The 18806-nt window shown below is 70.0% G+C and carries 15 protein-coding genes; 10 read left to right on the forward strand and 5 right to left on the reverse strand.

Going from position 1 to position 18806, the window contains the following annotated elements; translation table 11 throughout:
• Positions 1–50 precede the first annotated feature (50 nt).
• From ACWGIF_RS10405 to ACWGIF_RS10415, 3 genes are all read left to right on the forward strand, one after another.
• Positions 51–2870 (forward strand): NHLP bacteriocin export ABC transporter permease/ATPase subunit, encoded by a 2820-nt coding sequence (locus ACWGIF_RS10405; RefSeq protein WP_453494043.1) that lies wholly within the window; start codon positions 51–53, stop codon positions 2868–2870.
• Positions 2871–3003: 133 nt separating this feature from the next.
• The gene (locus ACWGIF_RS10410; protein ID WP_453493998.1) at positions 3004–4122 is read left to right on the forward strand and encodes a winged helix DNA-binding domain-containing protein; all 1119 of its coding nucleotides are present in this window, start codon (positions 3004–3006) and stop codon (positions 4120–4122) included.
• A gap of 181 nt (positions 4123–4303) precedes the next feature.
• A complete protein-coding gene (locus ACWGIF_RS10415) occupies positions 4304–5995 on the forward strand; it encodes an AMP-binding protein (RefSeq protein ID WP_453494001.1) in 1692 nt (563 codons plus the stop codon).
• Positions 5996–6117: 122 nt separating this feature from the next.
• Here ACWGIF_RS10415 and ACWGIF_RS10420 read toward each other — a convergent pair whose 3' ends face one another.
• Complete coding sequence (locus ACWGIF_RS10420; protein ID WP_453494004.1) at positions 6118–6606, reverse strand: glutathione peroxidase; 489 nt, start codon at positions 6604–6606, stop codon at positions 6118–6120.
• Between the two features lie 124 nt (positions 6607–6730).
• Positions 6731–7663 carry a hypothetical protein gene (locus ACWGIF_RS10425; protein ID WP_453494007.1) on the reverse strand — a complete coding sequence of 311 codons (933 nt, stop codon included), beginning with the start codon at positions 7661–7663 and terminating at the stop codon, positions 6731–6733.
• A 286-nt stretch (positions 7664–7949) separates the two neighbouring features.
• On the opposite strand from ACWGIF_RS10425, the gene gcl reads away from it, so the two are divergent.
• Positions 7950–9728, forward strand: a complete 1779-nt coding sequence (gene gcl, locus ACWGIF_RS10430) for a glyoxylate carboligase (protein ID WP_453494046.1) — start codon at positions 7950–7952, stop codon at positions 9726–9728.
• A gap of 1138 nt (positions 9729–10866) precedes the next feature.
• On the opposite strand, the gene ACWGIF_RS10435 is transcribed toward gcl, so the two are convergent.
• From ACWGIF_RS10435 to ACWGIF_RS10445, 3 genes are all read right to left on the reverse strand, one after another.
• Positions 10867–12324 (reverse strand): catalase, encoded by a 1458-nt coding sequence (locus tag ACWGIF_RS10435; protein WP_453494049.1) that lies wholly within the window; start codon positions 12322–12324, stop codon positions 10867–10869.
• A 218-nt stretch (positions 12325–12542) separates the two neighbouring features.
• Positions 12543–13442 carry a 2-hydroxy-3-oxopropionate reductase gene (locus tag ACWGIF_RS10440; protein ID WP_453494010.1) on the reverse strand — a complete coding sequence of 300 codons (900 nt, stop codon included), beginning with the start codon at positions 13440–13442 and terminating at the stop codon, positions 12543–12545.
• Between the two features lie 75 nt (positions 13443–13517).
• A complete protein-coding gene (locus ACWGIF_RS10445; protein WP_453494013.1) occupies positions 13518–14351 on the reverse strand; it encodes a TIM barrel protein in 834 nt (277 codons plus the stop codon).
• 125 nt (positions 14352–14476) lie between these two features.
• Here ACWGIF_RS10445 and ACWGIF_RS10450 point away from each other — a divergent pair, with 125 nt between their 5' ends.
• The 6 genes from ACWGIF_RS10450 (at position 14477) to ACWGIF_RS10475 (ending at position 18718) form a co-directional block, all read left to right on the forward strand.
• On the forward strand, positions 14477–14728 hold the full coding sequence (locus ACWGIF_RS10450) for a thiamine-binding protein (protein WP_326587156.1): 252 nt from the start codon (positions 14477–14479) through the stop codon (positions 14726–14728).
• Positions 14725–15123, forward strand: a complete 399-nt coding sequence (locus ACWGIF_RS10455; protein WP_453494016.1) for a helix-turn-helix domain-containing protein — start codon at positions 14725–14727, stop codon at positions 15121–15123. Before ACWGIF_RS10450 ends, ACWGIF_RS10455 begins: the two co-directional genes overlap by 4 nt.
• A 154-nt stretch (positions 15124–15277) precedes the next feature.
• Complete coding sequence (gene uraD, locus ACWGIF_RS10460; RefSeq protein WP_453494019.1) at positions 15278–15793, forward strand: 2-oxo-4-hydroxy-4-carboxy-5-ureidoimidazoline decarboxylase; 516 nt, start codon at positions 15278–15280, stop codon at positions 15791–15793.
• A gap of 2 nt (positions 15794–15795) precedes the next feature.
• Entirely contained in the window at positions 15796–16200 is a 405-nt protein-coding gene (uraH, locus tag ACWGIF_RS10465; protein WP_453494022.1) for a hydroxyisourate hydrolase, read from the forward strand.
• Between the two features lies 1 nt (position 16201).
• Positions 16202–17125: a factor-independent urate hydroxylase gene (gene pucL / locus ACWGIF_RS10470; RefSeq protein ID WP_453494025.1), complete on the forward strand. Its 924-nt coding sequence runs from the start codon at positions 16202–16204 to the stop codon at positions 17123–17125.
• A gap of 189 nt (positions 17126–17314) precedes the next feature.
• Positions 17315–18718, forward strand: coding sequence for an 8-oxoguanine deaminase (locus tag ACWGIF_RS10475; protein ID WP_453494028.1), 1404 nt, complete (start codon positions 17315–17317; stop codon positions 18716–18718).
• Positions 18719–18806: the final 88 nt, after the last annotated feature.

The following is an 18806-nucleotide window of genomic DNA, read 5'->3' on the forward strand; positions in this document are numbered from 1 at the left end:
GCCGGGACTCCGACGCGGTCCTCGCGGCCCTGGGCGCGCTGGGCTCGCCGGTGGACTGCGCGGGACTGCGCAGCGTGTCGCTGGAGGGGCCGCTCGTCCTGTGGCTCGTCGAGCACGGCGAGCTGGACCTCTTCGCCGTCGACGCGGCGCAGGCCGGGCACTGGCACTTCCTCGGCCGCCTGGAGACGGGCACCCTGCTCCTGGGCCCGGCCGAAGGCCCCGGACACACCCTGGTCGGCCGGCCCGTGCAGGGGTGCCGGCTGCGCCGCATCGAGCTGCGGGAGCTGCCCGGCCCCGCGTACGGCGTACCGTTCCACAACGGCCAGTGGTGGACCGAGCAGGGGGAGCAGGGCATCCCCTCGGGCCGGCCGAGCCCTCTCGAAGACGCCTTCGCACGGGGCCTCGGCCGCGGCCTGCGCGTGCTTTACCAGGCGCCGCTGGACGGCCGCGCCACCACCGGACGGGGCGGGGCCGACGACGACATCCTGTGGATGCAGATCCCCCCGGGCAGCGTGCAGTACGGAGCCGCGTACGAGGCGGAGGCCGTGGGCACCCTCCTCGTGGACGCGGCGATGTGGCAGGGCATGGTCGACCAGCAGTACCGGCTGCTGTACGCCCTGGACCACTGGATCGAACAGGTCGAACGGGACCACGAGGACCGTACGGCGGCCGGAATCGCGGCCGGCCGGGCGGCCCGCACCCAGGCGGACCGCACGCTGCTGGCCTCCATCGACCGCTCCGGCGACCGCTTCCACCGGGGCGCGAGCGTCGACGCCACCTTCGCGGTGTGCCGCCTGGTCGCCGACGAGGCAGGCATCACCCTGTCCGAACGGAGCGAGGCCAGCGCCGCGTCCGAGCGGATGGACCCCGTCGAACGCATCGCGCTCGCCTCGCGGATCCGTACCCGTGGGATCAGGCTCGGCGGACGGTGGTGGAGGGAGGACAGCGGCCCCCTGGTGGGCAGGCGGGAGAAGGACGGGGCGCCGGTCGCCCTGCTGTGGCGGCGCGGTGGCTACGTGGCGGTCGACCCCGCCGCCGGCACGCGGCAGCGCATCGGCAGGGTCGGGGGCGGCGCGGCCCGCGCGAGCGGCCGGGGAGGCAAGGCCGACGCGTCCGCCTTCGCACCGCGCGCCATCATGCTCTACCGACCGCTGCCCGACGGACCGGTGGGCCTGCCGGCGCTACTGCGCTTCAGCGTCCACGGCACCTTGCGGGAGCTGCGCAGCCTGCTCCTCGGCGGCCTGGCCGCAGTGGTCCTGGGCGCGCTGGTTCCCATCGCCACCGGCAAGGTGCTCGGCCAGTACGTACCGAAGGCCGAGAACAGCCTCATCGTGCAGACGGCCCTGGCACTCATCGCGACCGGCCTCGTCTCCGCGGCCTTCATGCTGCTGCAGAACATCTCCATCCTGCGGATGGAGGGCCGGATCGAGGCCACCCTGCAGCCGGCGGTGTGGGACCGGCTGCTGCGCCTGCCGACGACCTTCTTCGCAGACCGCTCGACCGGCGAACTGGCCGGCGCGGCCATGGGCATCAGCGCCATCCGACGGGTGCTCTCCGGCATCGGCTCGGTATCCGTGCAGGCCGCCGCGGTCGGCACGATGAACCTCGTGCTGCTGCTCGTCTACAGCGTGCCGCTGGCGATGGCGGCGGCCGCCATGCTGCTCGTCGTCGCGGCGGTCTTCCTGGGCCTGGGGCTGTGGCAACTGCGCTACCAGCGACGGCTGATCAAGCTCGGGAACACGCTCGGCAACCGGGCCTTCCAGACCCTGCGCGGGCTGCCCAAGCTGCGCGTCGCCGCAGCCGAGAGCTTCGCCTACGCCGCGTGGGCGCGGGAGTTCGCCCGGACGCGCGAGCTGCAGCAGCGGATCGGCCGGATCCAGAACGTCATCACGGTGCTGGGCGCGGTCTACCTGCCGCTGTGCATGCTGGTGATGTTCATGCTGCTGGCCGGGCCTGCCCGCGGCGCCATGTCGGCGAGCGAGTTCCTCACCTTCAGCACGGCCCTGACGATGCTGCTGTCCTCGGTCACCCAGCTCACCGGCGCGCTCATCTCGGCCGCCGCGGTGCTGCCGATGTTCGAGCAGGTCAGACCGCTCCTACAGGAGACCCCGGAGGTGGGCCGCTCCAGCACCCGTCCCGGCGTGCTGACCGGCGCCATCGAGGCCCGGGGCCTGTCGTACCGCTACGGAGACGACGGACCGCTCGTACTCGACGACGTCAGCTTCCACGTCCGGCAGGGCGAGTTCGTCGCGATCGTCGGAGCCAGCGGCTGCGGCAAGTCGACTCTGCTGCGGCTGCTCATCGGCTTCGACAAGCCCGTGGAGGGCAGCGTCCTGTACGACGGCCAGGACTTGGCGGCGCTCGACCAGGCGGCCGTGCGCCGCCAGTGCGGAGTCGTCCTGCAGAACGCCCAGCCCTTCACCGGCTCCCTCTTCGACTGCATCTGCGGCGCCGGGACGTTCTCGCTGGAGGAGGCGTGGGAAGCCGCCGCGATGGCGGGCCTGGCCGAAGACATCAAGGCCATGCCGATGGGCTTGCACACGATGCTGTCCGACGGCGGCACCACGGTCTCGGGCGGCCAGCGCCAGCGTCTGATGATCGCCCAGGCCCTCATCCGCAGGCCGCGCGTCCTCTTCTTCGACGAGGCCACCAGCGCGCTGGACAACGAAGCCCAGCGCGTGGTCATCGAATCCACCCGCACCCTGCAGGCCACCCGCATCGTGATCGCCCACCGACTGTCCACGATCATGGACGCCGACCGCGTGATCGCCATGTCGGACGGCCGCATCGTCCAGCAGGGCCACCCCGCCGACCTTCTGGCCGACCCGACCGGCCTCTTCCACGACCTGGTCCGCCGCCAGCTCCGATGACCGCCGCCGGCCTCAAGAAGGATCTCGGCCGGTCCGAAAAGCACGGCCGCGCCGGAGAGCAATGCCGGCAACCATGGAACGGACAGGTGGAGTTGCGGACCGTAGATGTCCGCAAGGGGGTTAGCTTGCCGTCATGGCTTCCAGGACGATGCATCCCGTACTCGACACCCGCGCTCTGAACCGTGCCACGCTCGCCCGGCAACTGCTGCTGCACCGCGCCGAGATGTCCGCGCGTGACGCCGTCGCGCACCTCCTCGGGCTGCAGGCGCAGAACGTGAAGCCCCCGTACTTCCAGCTCCACGCGCGGCTCGCCGGATTCCGGCCCGCCGAACTGGCCGGGCTCATGGAGGCCCGTGAGGTGGTCCGGATGGTCACGATGCGCTCCACCATCCACACCCACACCGCGCACGACGCCCTGACCCTTCGCCCGCTCGTCCAGCCCGCCCGCGACCGGGAGGTCGCCTACTTCCGGAAGGGGCTCGTGGGCGTCGACCTGGACCGGCTGGCCCGGCGGGCCCGCGCGTTCGTCGAGAGCGAGCCGCGCACCATGGGCGAGATCCGCGAGGACCTGCTCGACGAGTGGCCCGACGCGGACCCGCAGTCCCTGTCCGTCGCCGCGCGCTGCCGGCTGCCGCTGGTCCAGGTCACACCCCGCGGCGTGTGGGGGCGCAGCGGGCAGGTCCGGCTCACCACCGTGGAGCGCTGGCTCGGGAAGCCCGCCGGGGCGGCGCAGCCCGTGGACGACGTCGTGCTGCGCTACCTCGCCGCCTTCGGACCCGCCTCCGTCAAGGACATGCAGACCTGGGCCGGACTCACCCGGCTGCGCGAGGTCTTCGAGCGGCTGCGCCCGGGCCTGGCCGTCTTCCGGGACGAGAACGGCGCTGAGCTCTTCGACCTTCCCGACGCACCCCGCCCGGGCGCGGACACCCCGGCGCCGCCCCGCTTCCTCCCGGAGTTCGACAACCTCCTGCTCTCGCACGCCGACCGCACCCGGGTGATCGCCCCCGAGATCCGGGGGCGCACCTGGACGGGGAACCAGGCCCACTGCACTCTGCTCGTCGACGGGTTCCTCGCCGGTCTGTGGAAGCTGCAGGACGGGGTGCTCACGGTCGAGTTGTTCGGTGCGGTCCCGAAGGCGGCGAAGGAGGAGATCGTCGCCGAAGGGGAGCGCCTGATCACAGGGATGGGGGAGACCGCCGAGGTCGCCGGTGCTGCCGCGGTGGCCGTGCATTTCGGGGTGGTCAAGCCCTGATCCGCCGGTGGGTGCGGACCCCAGGGAAACACCCTGCAACAGGCGTTGCGGACGAAGGCACTGCAGGAGCCGGCCAAGCGGGCACCTGAGGGCAGTACGGTCGTCCGGCGTCCGGGACCGGTCAACTCCCGGCTGACGCCGCCCTGGTGGTCCGTCCGGCGAACGCGGCACGATACCTGGCATGACGAGCGACAGCACGCAGAGCAGCGCCACCGCCCAGTTCCTGGCCGCACGGGACTTCCTGCTGGAACGCCGTGGAGACTACGAGGCCGCTTACGCCGGATTCACCTGGCCCCGCCCCCACCGCTTCAACTGGGCCCTGGACTGGTTCGACCACATCGCCGCCGGGAACGGCGCCGACGCCCTGCGCATCGTCGAGGAGGACGGCACCAGCCGGAGCCTCTCCTTCGAGGAGCTGTCCGTACGGTCCGGCGCGGCCGCCGCCTGGCTGCGCGAGCAGGGGGTCGCGCCCGGCGACCGGATCCTGGTCATGCTCGGCAATCAGCGCGAGCTGTGGGAGGTGATGCTCGGGGCGATGAAACTGCGCGCCGTCGTCATCCCCGCCACCCCCCTGCTCGGCCCCGCCGACCTGCGGGACCGCGTCGCACGCGGCCAAGTGCGCCACGTCGTCGCCCGCGCCGAGGACACGGCCAAGTTCGACGAGGTGCCGGGCGGCTACACCCGGATCGCCGCCGGGGACCAGACCCCGGCCGGCTGGCGGCGGCTGGCGGACATGCAGAGCGCCGACGGCGCCTTCACCCCCGACGGGGAGACCCTCGCCACCGACCCGCTGATGCTGTACTTCACCTCCGGCACCACCGCCCGCCCCAAGCTCGTCGAGCACACGCACGCCTCGTACCCCATCGGGCACCTCTCCACCATGTACTGGCTCGGGCTGCGCCCCGGCGACGTGCACCTCAACATCGCCTCCCCCGGCTGGGCCAAGCACGCCTGGTCCAACCTCTTCGCGCCCTGGAACGCCGGCGCGACCGTCTTCGTCCACCACTACACCCGCTTCGACGCCGAGCGGCTGATGGCCGAGATGGACCGGCACGGCGTGACCACCTTCTGCGCCCCGCCCACCGTGTGGCGGATGCTGATCCAGTCCGACCTGACCAAGCTGGCCAGGCCCCCGCGGGAGGCCGTGGCCGCCGGCGAGCCGCTGAACCCCGAGGTCGTCGAGAAGGTCCGAGAGGCCTGGGGCGTCACCGTGCGCGACGGCTTCGGCCAGACGGAGACCACCCTGCAGGTGGGCAACTTCCCCGGGGCCCGCGTCAAGCCCGGCTCCATGGGCCGCCCGGCGCCCGGGTACGAGATCGTCCTGCTGGACCCGGTCAGCGGAAAGGAGTCGCCCGACGAGGGCGAGCTCTGCGTGGACCTGCGGCCCAAGCCCGCCGGGGTGACGACCGGCTACCGCGACGACCCGGAGCGCACCGCCGAGGCGATGGCGGACGGGCTCTACCGGACCGGCGACATCGCCGCGCGCGACGCCGACGGGTACCTCACCTACGTCGGACGCTCCGACGACGTCTTCAAGGCCTCGGACTACAAGATCAGCCCGTTCGAGCTGGAGAGCGCACTGCTGGAGCACGAGGCGGTCGCCGAGGCCGCCGTCGTCCCGGCCCCCGACGCGCTGCGGCTGGCGGTGCCGAAGGCGTACGTCACGCTCGCCGTCGGCTGGGAGCCGGGACCGGAGACGGCCCGGGTGCTGTTCGCGCACTCCCGTGCGGTGCTGTCCCCGTACAAGAGGATCCGCCGCATCGAATTCGGCGAGCTCCCGAAGACCGTGTCCGGCAAGATCCGCAGGGTGGAGCTGCGGGACCTCACCGCGGCCGGCTCGACGGGGGAGTACGACGAGGCCGACCTGAGCTGAGCGGTACGGGCGCCGGCCGGAGCGACAAGCGGGCCGGGTGCCGGCCGGGGCGACTGCCGGCCGGGCGCCGGGACCCCTGCTCCGCCCCGCGCAGCAGCCCGTACGGAGGTCCTGAGAAGGTCCTACGCGGGCAGGTGCGCCTCGATCGCGGCGACGACCTCGGGGGCCTCGGGCTCGGTGCGCGGGCGGAAGCGGGCCACGACCTCGCCGGCGGGGGAGATCAGGAACTTCTCGAAGTTCCACTGGATGTCCCCCGCCTCGCCGGCCGCGTCCGGGGTCTTCACCAGCTCCCGGTAGAGCGGGTGCCGGTTCTCTCCGTTGACCTCGGACTTCTCCAGGATCGGGAAGGTGACGCCGAAACCGGCCGCGCAGAAGGTCTGGATGTCCTCGGCGTTGCCGGGCTCCTGCTCGCCGAACTGGTTGCAGGGCACGCCGATGACCGTGAAGCCCTTCTCCTCGTACGTGAACTGCAGGCGGGCCAGTCCGGAGTACTGCGGGGTGAGTCCGCACTGCGAAGCGGTGTTCACGAGGAGGATCGCCTTGCCCTTGTGGGCCGCGAGGCTGGTGGGCTCGTCGGACAGGGTGGTCAGCGGGATATCGTACAGGCTCATCAAGCTCTCCGGGGCAGGAAGGGCGGTGGCCGGCGAGCAGTCGCCGACACGCAGTGGGTAACGCAGACGAGCTTAGGGGGTGGCTCGCCGAGCCCGCCGGGCCGGTTGATCGGCACGACGACCCCTAGGCTCCCGATCCCACCAGCTCGTCCGCCGGGTCGTTGACCGGCTGGGGCATGCCCGTGAGGTCCATGACGAACAGAGGTATCCCGAGGTCGTCCGCGCGGGCCCGGGCGTCCTCCGTGTACCCGGCGAGCGCGAAGTAGACGCTGGTCGCTGAAGCTGTGAGTCCGTTCAGCCAGACGCACTCCACCGCCCGCAGCCCGGCCGGTGCGGTGGTCGGGTCCACCTGGGCGACCAGTCCGGGAGCCCGCAGGTCCACGGTCGCCGCGGGGATCGGGCGCCCGTCGGGCTGCCGTACGTCCTGGAAGCCGAGCCAGCGCAGGTACAGCGCGGCCGTGGTCACCGCGTCGCGGGCCGTGCGGATGGTCACCGGCCGGAACGCCGGCCGGGGCACCGGCGCGGTCGGTGGAAGCGGGATGTGCGCCGGAGCCGGGTGGCCGCCCGTCCGCCGTTGCGTGTCGTTCCGGTCTGCCTTCCGGTGCCCGTCGGCGCGCGGATCCGGCCGTCCTGCGGAGCGGACCCGGTCGGTCGGGGCGGCCGGACCGTCGGGCGCGCCCGCCGTGCCGGTGCCCGGACTCCGCCCCGCGTCGATGCCGTCCGCCGGAGCCCCGGCGACGGCCGGCCCCGGCGCCCCGTCCCCGGGCCCGCCGGTCGGCGGGTGCACCGGAGGCAGCGGGTGCACCGGAAGCCGCACCACTGTCCCGCACGATGCGCACCCCAGCTCGGGATGCGGCCACTCGCTCTCCCGTCCGCAGGCCGTGCACCGCACCGTCACCCAGCTGTCCGACCAGGTGCGATGCGTCAGTGGCACGGGGGGCGCCGCCAGGTCCAGCGGGGGATTGACCGGGCTTCCGCACGCGCAGGGGAACACCGGGGCGGTGTAGCCGTTCTCGCGCAGGCACGCCGGGCAGCGCACCGGTACCGCTTCCGCCATGAGACCTGGACCCTCTCCGTCGCTCTCCGTCGCTGTGCGTAGGTCCATGCTCCACCACCGGCGACCACCAGGGGGAGGGTGCGCGCCATTTCCAGGCGATTCCCGTCGCCGGACCGGTCATTTGTACAACTCACCGAGCGAGATGCGGCTTTTGGTGGCTTCCGAGGTCCGGTACCGCCTTGACGTCGAAGGAGCCGCCACTTAGCTTGTTCCGTATAGCAGAACAAAACTTCCGGATGACGGAAAAGCCTGACCGCCAGACCCGCAGGAGAACCTGATGCCTCGTATGACAGCCGCCGCCGCTGCAGTTGAGATCCTCAAGCTCGAGGGTGTCGAACAAGCGTTCGGTGTGCCCGGTGCTGCGATCAACCCGTTCTACCGCGAGCTCAAGAACGTGGGCGGCATCAAGCACACGCTGGCCCGCCACGTCGAGGGCGCCTCGCACATGGCCGAGGGCTACACCCGTGCCAAGGCGGGCAACATCGGTCTCTGCATCGGTACCTCGGGCCCGGCCGGCACCGACATGATCACCGGCCTGTACTCCGCGATCGCGGACTCGATCCCGATCCTGTGCATCACCGGTCAGGCTCCGGTCTCGAAGCTCCACAAGGAGGACTTCCAGGCCGTCGACATCGCCTCGATCGCCAAGCCCGTCACCAAGAAGGCCACCACCGTCCTCGAGGCCGCGCAGGTTCCGGGCGTGTTCCAGGAGGCCTTCCACCTGATGCGCTCCGGCCGTCCCGGCCCGGTCCTGATCGACCTGCCGATCGACGTCCAGCTCACCGAGATCGAGTTCGACCCGGCGACCTACGAGCCGCTGCCGGTCTACAAGCCGCGCGCCACCCGCGCCCAGGCCGAGAAGGCCGTCCGCTTCCTGCTGGAGTCCGAGCGTCCGCTGATCGTCGCCGGTGGCGGCATCATCAACGCCGATGCCTCCGACCTGCTGGTCGAGTTCGCCGAGCTGACCAACATCCCGGTGATCTCCACCCTCATGGGCTGGGGCACCATCCCGGACGACCACGAGCTGAGCGCCGGCATGGTCGGTGTCCAGACCTCGCACCGCTACGGCAACGCGACCTTCCTCGAGTCGGACTTCGTCCTCGGCATCGGCAACCGCTGGGCCAACCGTCACACCGGATACAACCTGGACGCCTACCGCGGCGACCGCAAGTTCGTCCACGTCGACATCGAGCCGACCCAGATCGGCAAGATCTTCGCCCCGGACTACGGCATCGCCTCCGACGCCAAGGCCGCGCTGGAGCTCTTCATCGAGGTCGCCAAGGACCTCAAGGCCGCGGGCGAGCTGCCGGACTTCTCCGCCTGGGCCGAGTCCGCCCAGGAGCGCAAGGCCACCCTGCAGCGCCGTACGCACTTCGACAACATCCCCATGAAGCCGCAGCGCGTCTACGAGGAGATGAACAAGGCGTTCGGCCCGGAGACCCGCTACGTCACCACCATCGGTCTGTCCCAGATCGCCGGTGCGCAGATGCTGCACGTCTACAAGCCGCGCAACTGGATCAACTGCGGCCAGGCCGGCCCGCTCGGCTGGACCATCCCGGCCGCGATCGGTGCCGCCACCGCGGACCCGGAGACCCCGATCGTCGCGCTCTCGGGCGACTACGACTTCCAGTTCATGATCGAGGAGCTGGCGGTCGCCGCCCAGCACAAGGTCCCCTACGTCCACGTCCTGGTGAACAACGCCTACCTGGGTCTGATCCGTCAGGCGCAGGGCGGCCTGGGCATCAACTTCGAGGTCAACCTCGAGTTCGAGAACATCAACACCCCGGAGATCGGCGTCTACGGCGTCGACCACGTCAAGGTCGCCGAGGGCCTGGGCGTCAAGGCCATCCGCGTCACCGACCCGAACGAGCTGGGCGCCGCCTTCGAGCAGGCCAAGAAGCTGGCCCAGGAGTTCCAGGTCCCGGTCGTCGTCGAGGCCATCCTGGAGCGCGTCACCAACATCTCGATGAGCAAGACGGTCGACATGAGCGATGTCACCGAGTTCGAGGAGCTCGCGACCGAGCCCGGCCACGCGCCGACCGCGATCAAGGCCCTCAAGGTCTGATCGGGTAGGACTGACCGCCAGGCCAAGCAGGACGCGGCGACCCCCGTCCCTCCGTCAGGAGGGGCGGGGGTCGTTGTGCGTTCCGGGCGGGGGCGCGGGCTGTTCCGTAGGTCCGCGGCAGGGGCGCCGTCGGTGTTCCGCCTCCCCGTACGGCCCGGGCGGGGGTCGCGCGGCGCGACGCCACGCGGGGACGGAGCCGAGTTCGGCGTCCACCGCGCCGGTCAGGAGTTCGCGCCTCCGGACCAAGGTCAGGGAGCCGCTCAGCCGCTCTCAGGCCCGGCCCAAGGTCAGGGAGCCGCTCAGACGCTCTCAGGCCCAATCCAAGGTCGGGGAGCCGCTCAGCTGCGCTCGCCGATGCCCTCCACCAGGGCGGTTCAGACGCTCGGTGGCGTCCACCGTTGTGACGCGGGGGAGTCGGGGAGGCCGGCCGCCTGGGCGTCCGAGAGGCTCCCGCCGTGTCCTGCGGGCCGGGAGTGGGTGGACTCGGTCAGGGTTTCCCGCAGGCCGGTGTCGAAGACGACGCCGGGCCACGGCTCGCTCCGGGCAGTGCTGTTCTCGCGGCCCGAGGGGGGCGTGCGTCCTGGAGCTCGCTCAGCAGCAGCTGGAGCGGGGCGGGGCGGCACGGGCGTCCGGCGTGTTCTTGAGGGCCTCATCGGTAGAGCCGTGGCCCGTCGTCGCTGCTGCAGGCGAGGGTGCCCTGCAGCTTTCGAGGAAACGGGGGAACGACAAAGCGCCGAGTCACGGGACCGTCCGTGACTCGGCGCTCTGGTTTGTGACCGCCCGACGGGGCGAGGCTGGCGCGACAGGACGTTCGCACCGCCGGGCGGAGTAGAGGGGGAGGTGTGTTCCTCCTTGCACGGGGGGCCCTGTGCGTGACCCCGGTAGAAGAAGGAACGGCTGGGACCGTGGCGGGCGGGCGACGAGAACTCCGGCATCGTCTCCCTCAGGTCAAGAGACGGGCCTCGGAACCCATTACCACCGCACTGGCTCGCACGCTCGCCACGGTCCTCACGCGGCGCCGGCCACATGGGCCGGCGCACTCTGCCCTCGCCGCGTACCACCCCTCATCCGGGTCCACGGGTCGGGCTCAGCACCCGGGGCCTGACCTCCCGTCAGGCCCCCGGTACAGCTGTGTGGCTCAGGCGTCGCGCAGGGCGCGAACGGCCTCCTCGACGCGCTTGCCGTAGTCGGCGTCAGCGGCGTGGAAGTGAGCCAGGTTCTTCTCGATGACGTCCTCGAGGGTGACCTGGGACAGGCCGCCGGCGATGTTCGCCACCAGACGCTGCTTCTCGGCCTCGGACATCAGGCGGTAGAGCTCACCGGCCTGGAAGAAGTCGTCGTCCTTGGTGTGGGCCGGTGCCTCGTGGGTGCCCGTGTAGCCGGAGACGGCCTTCGGGGCGCCGAGCGCCAGGCCGGTCTCGGCCGGACCCTGGTACGAGTTGGGCTCGTAGTTCTTGTCGTGGCGCGAGCCGTTGCGCAGCGCCATGACACCGTCGCGGCCGTAGTTGTCGGCCTTCGTCGCCTTGGGGGCGTTGACCGGCAGCTGGGTGTGGTTCACACCGAGGCGGTAGCGCTGGGCGTCGGCGTACGCGAAGAGACGGCCCTGGAGCATCTTGTCCGGCGAGGCGGTGATGCCCGGGACGAAGTTGTTCGGGGAGAAGGCGGACTGCTCGACCTCTGCGAAGACGTTGTCCGGGTTGCGGTCGAGGACCAGGCGGCCCACGCGCTGCAGCGGGTAGTCGCTGTGCGGCCACACCTTGGTGAGGTCGAACGGGTTGAAGCGGTAGTCCGCGGCCTCGGCGGCGGGCATGATCTGGACGTAGAGGGTCCAGCTCGGGTTCACACCGCGCTCGATGGCCTGGAGCAGGTCCGTCTGGTGCGAGTTGGCGTCGCTGCCGACGACCTCGGCGGCCTGCTCGGAGGACAGGCAGCGGATGCCCTGGTTCGTCTTGAAGTGGTACTTGACGAAGAAGGCCTCGCCCTGCTCGTTGGTCCACTGGTACGTGTGGGAGCCGTAGCCGTTCATGTGACGGTACGACGCCGGGATACCGCGGTCACCCATGAGCCAGGTGATCTGGTGCGTCGCCTCGGGGGCGTGCGCCCAGAAGTCCCAGACGTTGTCCGGCTCCTGCTTGCCCGTGAAGGGGTCGCGCTTCTGGGAGTGGATGAAGTCGGGGAACTTGATCGGGTCCTTGATGAAGAACACCGGGGTGTTGTTGCCGACGAGGTCGTAGTTGCCCTCTTCGGTGTAGAACTTCAGCGCGAAGCCGCGCGGGTCGCGGACCGCGTCCGCGCCGCCGAGGGAGTCGGCGACGGTGGAGAAGCGCAGGAAGGTCTCGGTCTTCTTGCCGACCGTGTTCAGGAACGCGGCGCTGGTGTACGCGGTGACGTCGTCGGTCACCTCGAAGTAGCCGTACGCGGCCGAGCCGCGGGCGTGCACCACGCGCTCCGGGATGCGCTCACGGTTGAAGCGGGCAAGCTTCTCGAGGAGCTGCTGGTCCTGGACCAGGAGCGGGCCACCGACGCCGGCGGTGGCGGAGTTCTGATTGTCGGCGACCGGGGCGCCGGACTCGGTCGTCAGCGTGCGCTTCGACATGGTGACCTTCCGTACGGGTAACTGCTGACGGAAAGTGTCTTCCGTCATGCGGAACAGCCTAAATTCGGCGAGAACTAAACGTCAACAGTTTGTTGAACGAAGTTGAGGAGAGGTGATCCGGACGGTGCCGGCGCTTGGGCGCGACAGGACAGGTGTCAGCGCCGGCACCATCCGGAGACTCAGGTCCCCCCGGTGACGGGGGGAGGGTGCTCGGACCGTCAGATCTGGGCGCCGGAGAGACGCTCGACGGCGCGGAGCAGGGCCGAGTGGTCCAGGCCGCCGTCACCCTGGGCGCGCAGCGAGGCGACCAGCTGGGCGACGACCGCGCCGACCGGCAGGGCGGCACCGACGTTACGGGCGGCGTCGGTGACGATGCCCATGTCCTTGTGGTGCAGGTCGATCCGGAAACCGGGCTTGAAGTCGCGGTTCAGGAAGTTGTCCTTCTTGCGGGTCAGGACCGTGGAGCCGGCCAGACCGCCGTTGAGGACGTCCAGGGCGGCCTGGAGGTTCACGCCCGACTTCTCGAGGAAGACGACGGCCTCGGCGCACGCCTGGATGTTCACCGCGACGATGAGCTGGTTGGCGGCCTTCACCGTCTGGCCGGAGCCGTGCGGGCCGCAGAGCACGATGGTCTTGCCGAGGGCCTGGAGGACCGGCAGGGCCTCGTCGAAGTCGGCCTGCTCGCCGCCCACCATGATCGACAGGACGGCCTCGATGGCGCCGGCCTCGCCGCCGGACACCGGGGCGTCGATGACGCGGATGCCCTTCTCGGCGGCCCTCGAGGCGAGGTCGATCGAGGTCTGCGGGGTGATCGACGACATGTCGATGATCAGCGCGCCGGACTTCGCGTTCTCCAGGATGCCGTTCTCGCCGTAGGCGATGGCCTCGACCTGCGGGGAGGCGGGCACCATCGTGATGACGACGTCGGCGTCCTTGACGGCCTCGGCGATCGAGCCGGCCGCGGTACCGCCGGCGGCGGCCAGGCGGTCCAGCTTGTCCTGCTCCAGGGTGAAGCCGGTGACGGAGTAGCCGGCCTTCAGGAGGTTCTCGGCCATGGGGGAGCCCATGATGCCGAGCCCGATCCATGCGATCGACGGGAGCGCGGTGGGGTTGCTCATGATGAGGGTCCTTCTCTTAATGCTTCGTACGAAAAGTGCGTGACGTGCCTGGCTGATCGCCTGGACTTTGTCCGCCTACTTCGCGGCGCGGGCCTCGGCCGGCAGCCATGCGAAGGAGGCGGCAGCGTCGGCGGCCTTGTACTCCAGGCCTACGTAGCCCTCGTATCCGGCCTTCTTCAGCTGGTCGAGCAGCTCCTCGAGGGGCAGCTCGCCGGTGCCGGGGGCACCTCGCCCGGGCTTGTCCGCGATCTGGACGTGTCCGGTCTTGGCGGCGTACTTTTCGATGACCTCGGAGAGGTCCTCATCGTTCATCGCCAGGTGGTACAGGTCGAGCAGGAACTTGGCGTTGCCGAGGCCGGTGGCCTCGTTCACCTTGTCCACTACCTCGATGCCGGCCGGGGCGCTCACCAGCGGGTAGAGCGGCGACTCGGGCTTGTTGAGGGTCTCGATCAGGAGGATCGCGCCGACGCGGTCCGCGGCCCGGGCCGCCACGACCAGGTTCTTCAGCGCCAGTTCGTCCTGAACGGCCGGGTCCACGCCTTCGACGCGGTTGCCGTAGAGGGCGTTCAGCGCCTTGCAGCCGACCGAGGCCGCGAAGTCGGCGGCCACGTTGATGTTGGCGTTGAAGCGCTCCGACTCCTCACCGGGGACCGAGACCGCACCGCGGTCCGGACCCGGCAGTCGGCCGGCGTAGAAGTTCAGGCCCACCAGCTGGGTGCCGGCGTCCTCAAGAGCCTTCTTGAGGGCGTCGAGCTCCTCCTGGGCGGGGGTGGGGGTCTCGATCCAGGGCCACCACAGCTCGACCGCCGTGAAGCCCGCCGCGGCGGCTGCCGCGGGACGCTCCAGGAGCGGGAGTTCCGTGAAGAGGATCGAAAGGTTTACATCGAAGCGCTGGTCCGTGTATCCCATGAGGGGCGTGCGCTCCTTCCGTATTGCGGAAGTTAGTTTCTGCTTGATGGAAGACTGCATCGGGCTTGTCCTGGATGTCAAGTACGGACTGCCGGAGAATCGAGACCGCGGGGTAGCTTGACCGCGTGCGATTGAGAGTGGAGTTCACGACCGAGCCCTTCGACCTCGAAGAGGCTCCTGCCCATGCCGTGGCCGCCCGCGAGGTCATCCAGAAGGCCCAGCTGGACGCGGTGGACGTCGGCCCGTTCGGAAACACCGCGGAGGGCGAGGCCGACCGGGTGCTGGCCGCGGTGGGCGCCCTGCTGCGCGACTCCCTGGAGGCGGGAGCCACGCGCGTCTCGCTCCAGGTCAACGTGATCGGGGAGGACACCCCATGACCGAGCCCCGCGACCACCCGTTCGTCGCCGCGGTCAAGCCGCTGGTGGACGCCATGGGCGGCGAGCTGATGGATCCGTCCCTGGCGCAGCCCGACGACGTCGTCCTCGCCTGGGAGGGTCAGGACCTGCTGGCCGTGCGCCTGCCGCAGCTCTCGGACTCGCTGGACCACATCCTGGCGGCCCTGGAGCGCCGCCACGGCGTACCGTTGTCGCAGCTCGACCGGAAGTCCAAGCAGGATGTCGTGCGGATACTGGAGGCGCGAGGCGCCTTCTCCGTCCGGCACGGTGTGGAAACGGTCGCGGGCGCCCTGGGGGTCAGCCGCTTCACGGTCTACAACTACCTGAACAGGGACGCCGGCTCCGCCAAAGGGACGGGCAAGACCAGCCAAGGGTGAACGATCTCTGACTCACGGTGACGAGCCGCCGCCCGATTCACCCGGGCGGCGGCTTTTGTGTACGGGAAGTTTCAACAAAGTGTTGACGCCGTGTTGTGGAGGGCGTTAGCTATGCGCAGCCCGTCAAAGCAACAACAGGCCACGGAGGCCTACCGTGACTTCGAGTCCGACCCCGGGTCTCACCCGGTTCAACGCCTTGGACGACAGCGCGGCCGCGGCCGAGCTGCACGAGGTGTGCGCCAGCTCGGCGTGGGGGAGCAAACTGCTCGCCCAGCGCCCCTTCGCCACCGCTGAATCCCTCTTCGCCGCGAACGAGGCCGCCATGGCGGAGCTCACCGCGGAGGACCTGGGCGAAGCGATGGGAGGCCACGCGCCGATCGGCCGGCCGAAGCCGGGAGACCCGACCTCCGCCCGCGAGCAGCGTGGCATGGCCGGCGCCTCGGAGGAGCTCAAGAACGAGCTCCTCGAACTGAACCTGGCCTACCAGGAGAAGTTCGGCCACGTCTTCCTCATCTGCGCCACCGGTGCGACCGGTGAGTTCATGCGGGACGCGGTCAAGGTCCGGATCGACAACTCGCCGGAGCAGGAGCGGGAAATCGCCCGCGGCGAGCTCGTCAAGATCAACAAGATCCGCCTGACCCGCCTCGTCGAACGCGTAGAAGGAGAGTGAGCATGAGTACGGAGACCACCGCCTCGGTGTCCACGCACATCCTGGACACCAGCATCGGCAAGCCCGCCGAGGGCGTCGCCATCTCGCTTTCGGCCCGTACGGGTCTGGACGGCGAGTGGGCGGCCCTGGGCGGCTCCGCCACCGATGCGGACGGGCGCTGCAAGGATCTGCCGGCGCTGCCGGAGGGCACCACCCACGTGCGTCTCGACTTCGAGACCGAGACGTACTTCACGCGTCAAATCAACACAGTGAAGCAAGCCGAGGCGCAGCAGGACGCCCCCCGCGTAAGGGACAGCGGTGCGTTCTTCCCCGAGGTCACCATCACCTTCGCGGTGAACCCGGGCGAGCATTACCACGTACCGCTGCTGCTCAACCCGTTCGGCTACTCCGTTTACCGAGGGAGCTAGCATGGCCACGATTCTGGGCCAGAACCAGTACGGCAAAGCAGAGAACCGCGTCGTCAAGATCACGCGGGACGGCGACACGCACCACATCAAGGACCTGAACGTCTCGGTCGCCCTGTCCGGCGACATGGACGACGTCCACTACTCCGGCTCGAACGCCAACGTCCTGCCGACGGACACCACCAAGAACACGGTGTACGCGTTCGCCAAGGAGCACGGCATCGAGTCCGCCGAGCAGTTCGGCATCCACCTGGCGCGCTGGTTCGTGGGCAGCCAGGAGCCGATCCAGCGTGCGCGCATCCGGATCGAGGAGTACGCCTGGGACCGGATCGCCACCTCGGACGCCAACTCCAAGTTCATCGGCTCCGACGAGGTGAACCACTCCTTCGTCCGCCAGGGCATGGAGACCCGCGTCACCCAGATCACGTACGACGGCAAGAACTGGGAGGTCATCTCCGGCCTCAAGGACCTGGTCGTCATGAACTCCACGAACTCCGAGTTCTGGGGGTACGTGAAGGACAAGTACACGACCCTGAAGGAGGCCTACGACCGCATCCTGGCCACTCAGGTGTCGGCTCGCTGGCGCTTCAACTGGTCGGACGACGAGCAGCGGATGCCCAACTGGGAGAAGTCCTACGCCGAGACCAGGAAGCACATGCTCCAGGCCTTCGCGGAGACCTACTCCCTGTCGCTGCAGCAGACCCTGTACCAGATGGGTTCGCGCATCATCAACCACCGTTCGGAGATCGACGAGGTCCGCTTCTCGCTCCCGAACAAGCACCACTTCCTCGTGGATCTTGAGCCGTTCGGCCTCAAGAACGACAACGAGGTCTACTTCGCCGCGGACCGTCCGTACGGTCTGATCGAGGCAACTGTTCTCCGGGACGGCGTCGACGCCCGTATCCCCGTGGACATGACCAACCTCTGATGCGGCACGCGCGCCCCGGGGCTCCGCAGTGGCCCCGGGACCGCGACACACCGTCAGCTTCCTGAATCGGCACCCGGACGCATCACTCGGGGCGGCAGTACTGTCAGCTGTCAAGGCCCCCGGCTCCGGCACTCAAATCTCCTGGGCCTTGCCGTGCCCATACCGCCACTGAAAGCACGAGGAAGTCCCATGGCAGCATCGGCAGCCCCTGACAGCGCGGTCGAGCGCATCGTCATCGAGAACTGTGCGATTGCGACCGTCGACGCCAACGACACCGAGTACGCCTCGGGTCACATCGTCGTCGCCGGCAACAAGATCGAGTCGATCGGTGCGGGCCAGGCCCCCGGGAACCTCGAGAACGTCGTCCGCCGCATCGACGGCACCGGGCACCTCGTGACCCCCGGTCTGGTCAACACCCACCACCACTTCTACCAGTGGATCACGCGTGGACTGGCCACCGACCACAACCTCTTCAACTGGCTGGTCGCGCTGTACCCGACGTGGGCGCGCATCGACGAGCAGATGACGTACACGGCCGCCCAGGGCTCCCTCGCCGCGATGGCGAAGGGTGGCGTCACCACCGCGATGGACCACCACTACGTCTTCCCCAAGGGCTCCGGCGACCTCTCCGGCTCGATCATCCGCGCCGCGTCCGAGATGGGCGTACGGTTCACCCTCGCCCGCGGCTCGATGGACCGCAGTGAGAAGGACGGCGGCCTGCCGCCGGACCACGCCGTCGAGACCCTCGAGGGTGCGCTCGCCGACACCGAGGCGACCGTGAAGAAGTACCACGACGCCTCCTTCGACGCGATGACCCAGGTCGCCGTCGCCCCGTGTTCCCCCTTCTCGGTCTCCACCGAGCTGCTGAAGCAGGGTGCCGAGCTGGCCCGCCGCCTGGGCGTGCGCATGCACACGCACGGTTCCGAGACCGTCGAGGAGGAGCAGTTCTGCAAGGAACTGTTCGGCATGGGCCCGACCGACTACTTCGAGTCGACCGGCTGGCTCGGCGAGGACGTGTGGATGGCGCACAGCGTCCACATGAACGACTCCGACATCGCCGCGTTCGCCCGCACCAAGACCGGTGTCGCGCACTGCCCGTCCTCCAACGCCCGTCTGGCCGCCGGCATCGCCCGCGTCCCGGACATGCTCGCCGCCGGTGTCCCGGTCGGCCTCGGTGTGGACGGCACCGCCTCCAACGAGTCCGGTGAGCTGCACACCGAGCTGCGCAACGCGCTCCTCATCAACCGGCTGAACACGGTCCACCGCGAGCGCGCCCTGAACGCGCGCCAGGCCCTGCGCCTGGGTACGTACGGTGGCGCCCAGGTCCTCGGCCGCGCCGACAACATCGGCTCGCTGGAGGTCGGCAAGTGCGCCGACCTGGTGCTGTGGAACCTGAGCACCTTCCTGCACTCCTCGATCGCCGACCCGGTCACCGCGCTGGTCTTCGGCGCCGCGGCCCCCGTGACGGCCTCGTTCGTCAACGGCAAGCAGATCGTCGAGAACAACCGCCTCCTCTTCGCGGACGAGGACGCCATCGCCGTGTCCACCCGGGAAGAGGCCCAGCGCCTCGCGCGGATCTCCGCGCAGGCCTGATCCCACGGAGTCCGGCCGGGGGGGACGGCCCCCGGCCGGCGGGGGGCGGCCCCCGCCGGGGGGTGCGCGGCCCGGGCCGAGGCGGGCC

The organism is Streptomyces sp. NPDC054849, assembly GCF_053610945.1.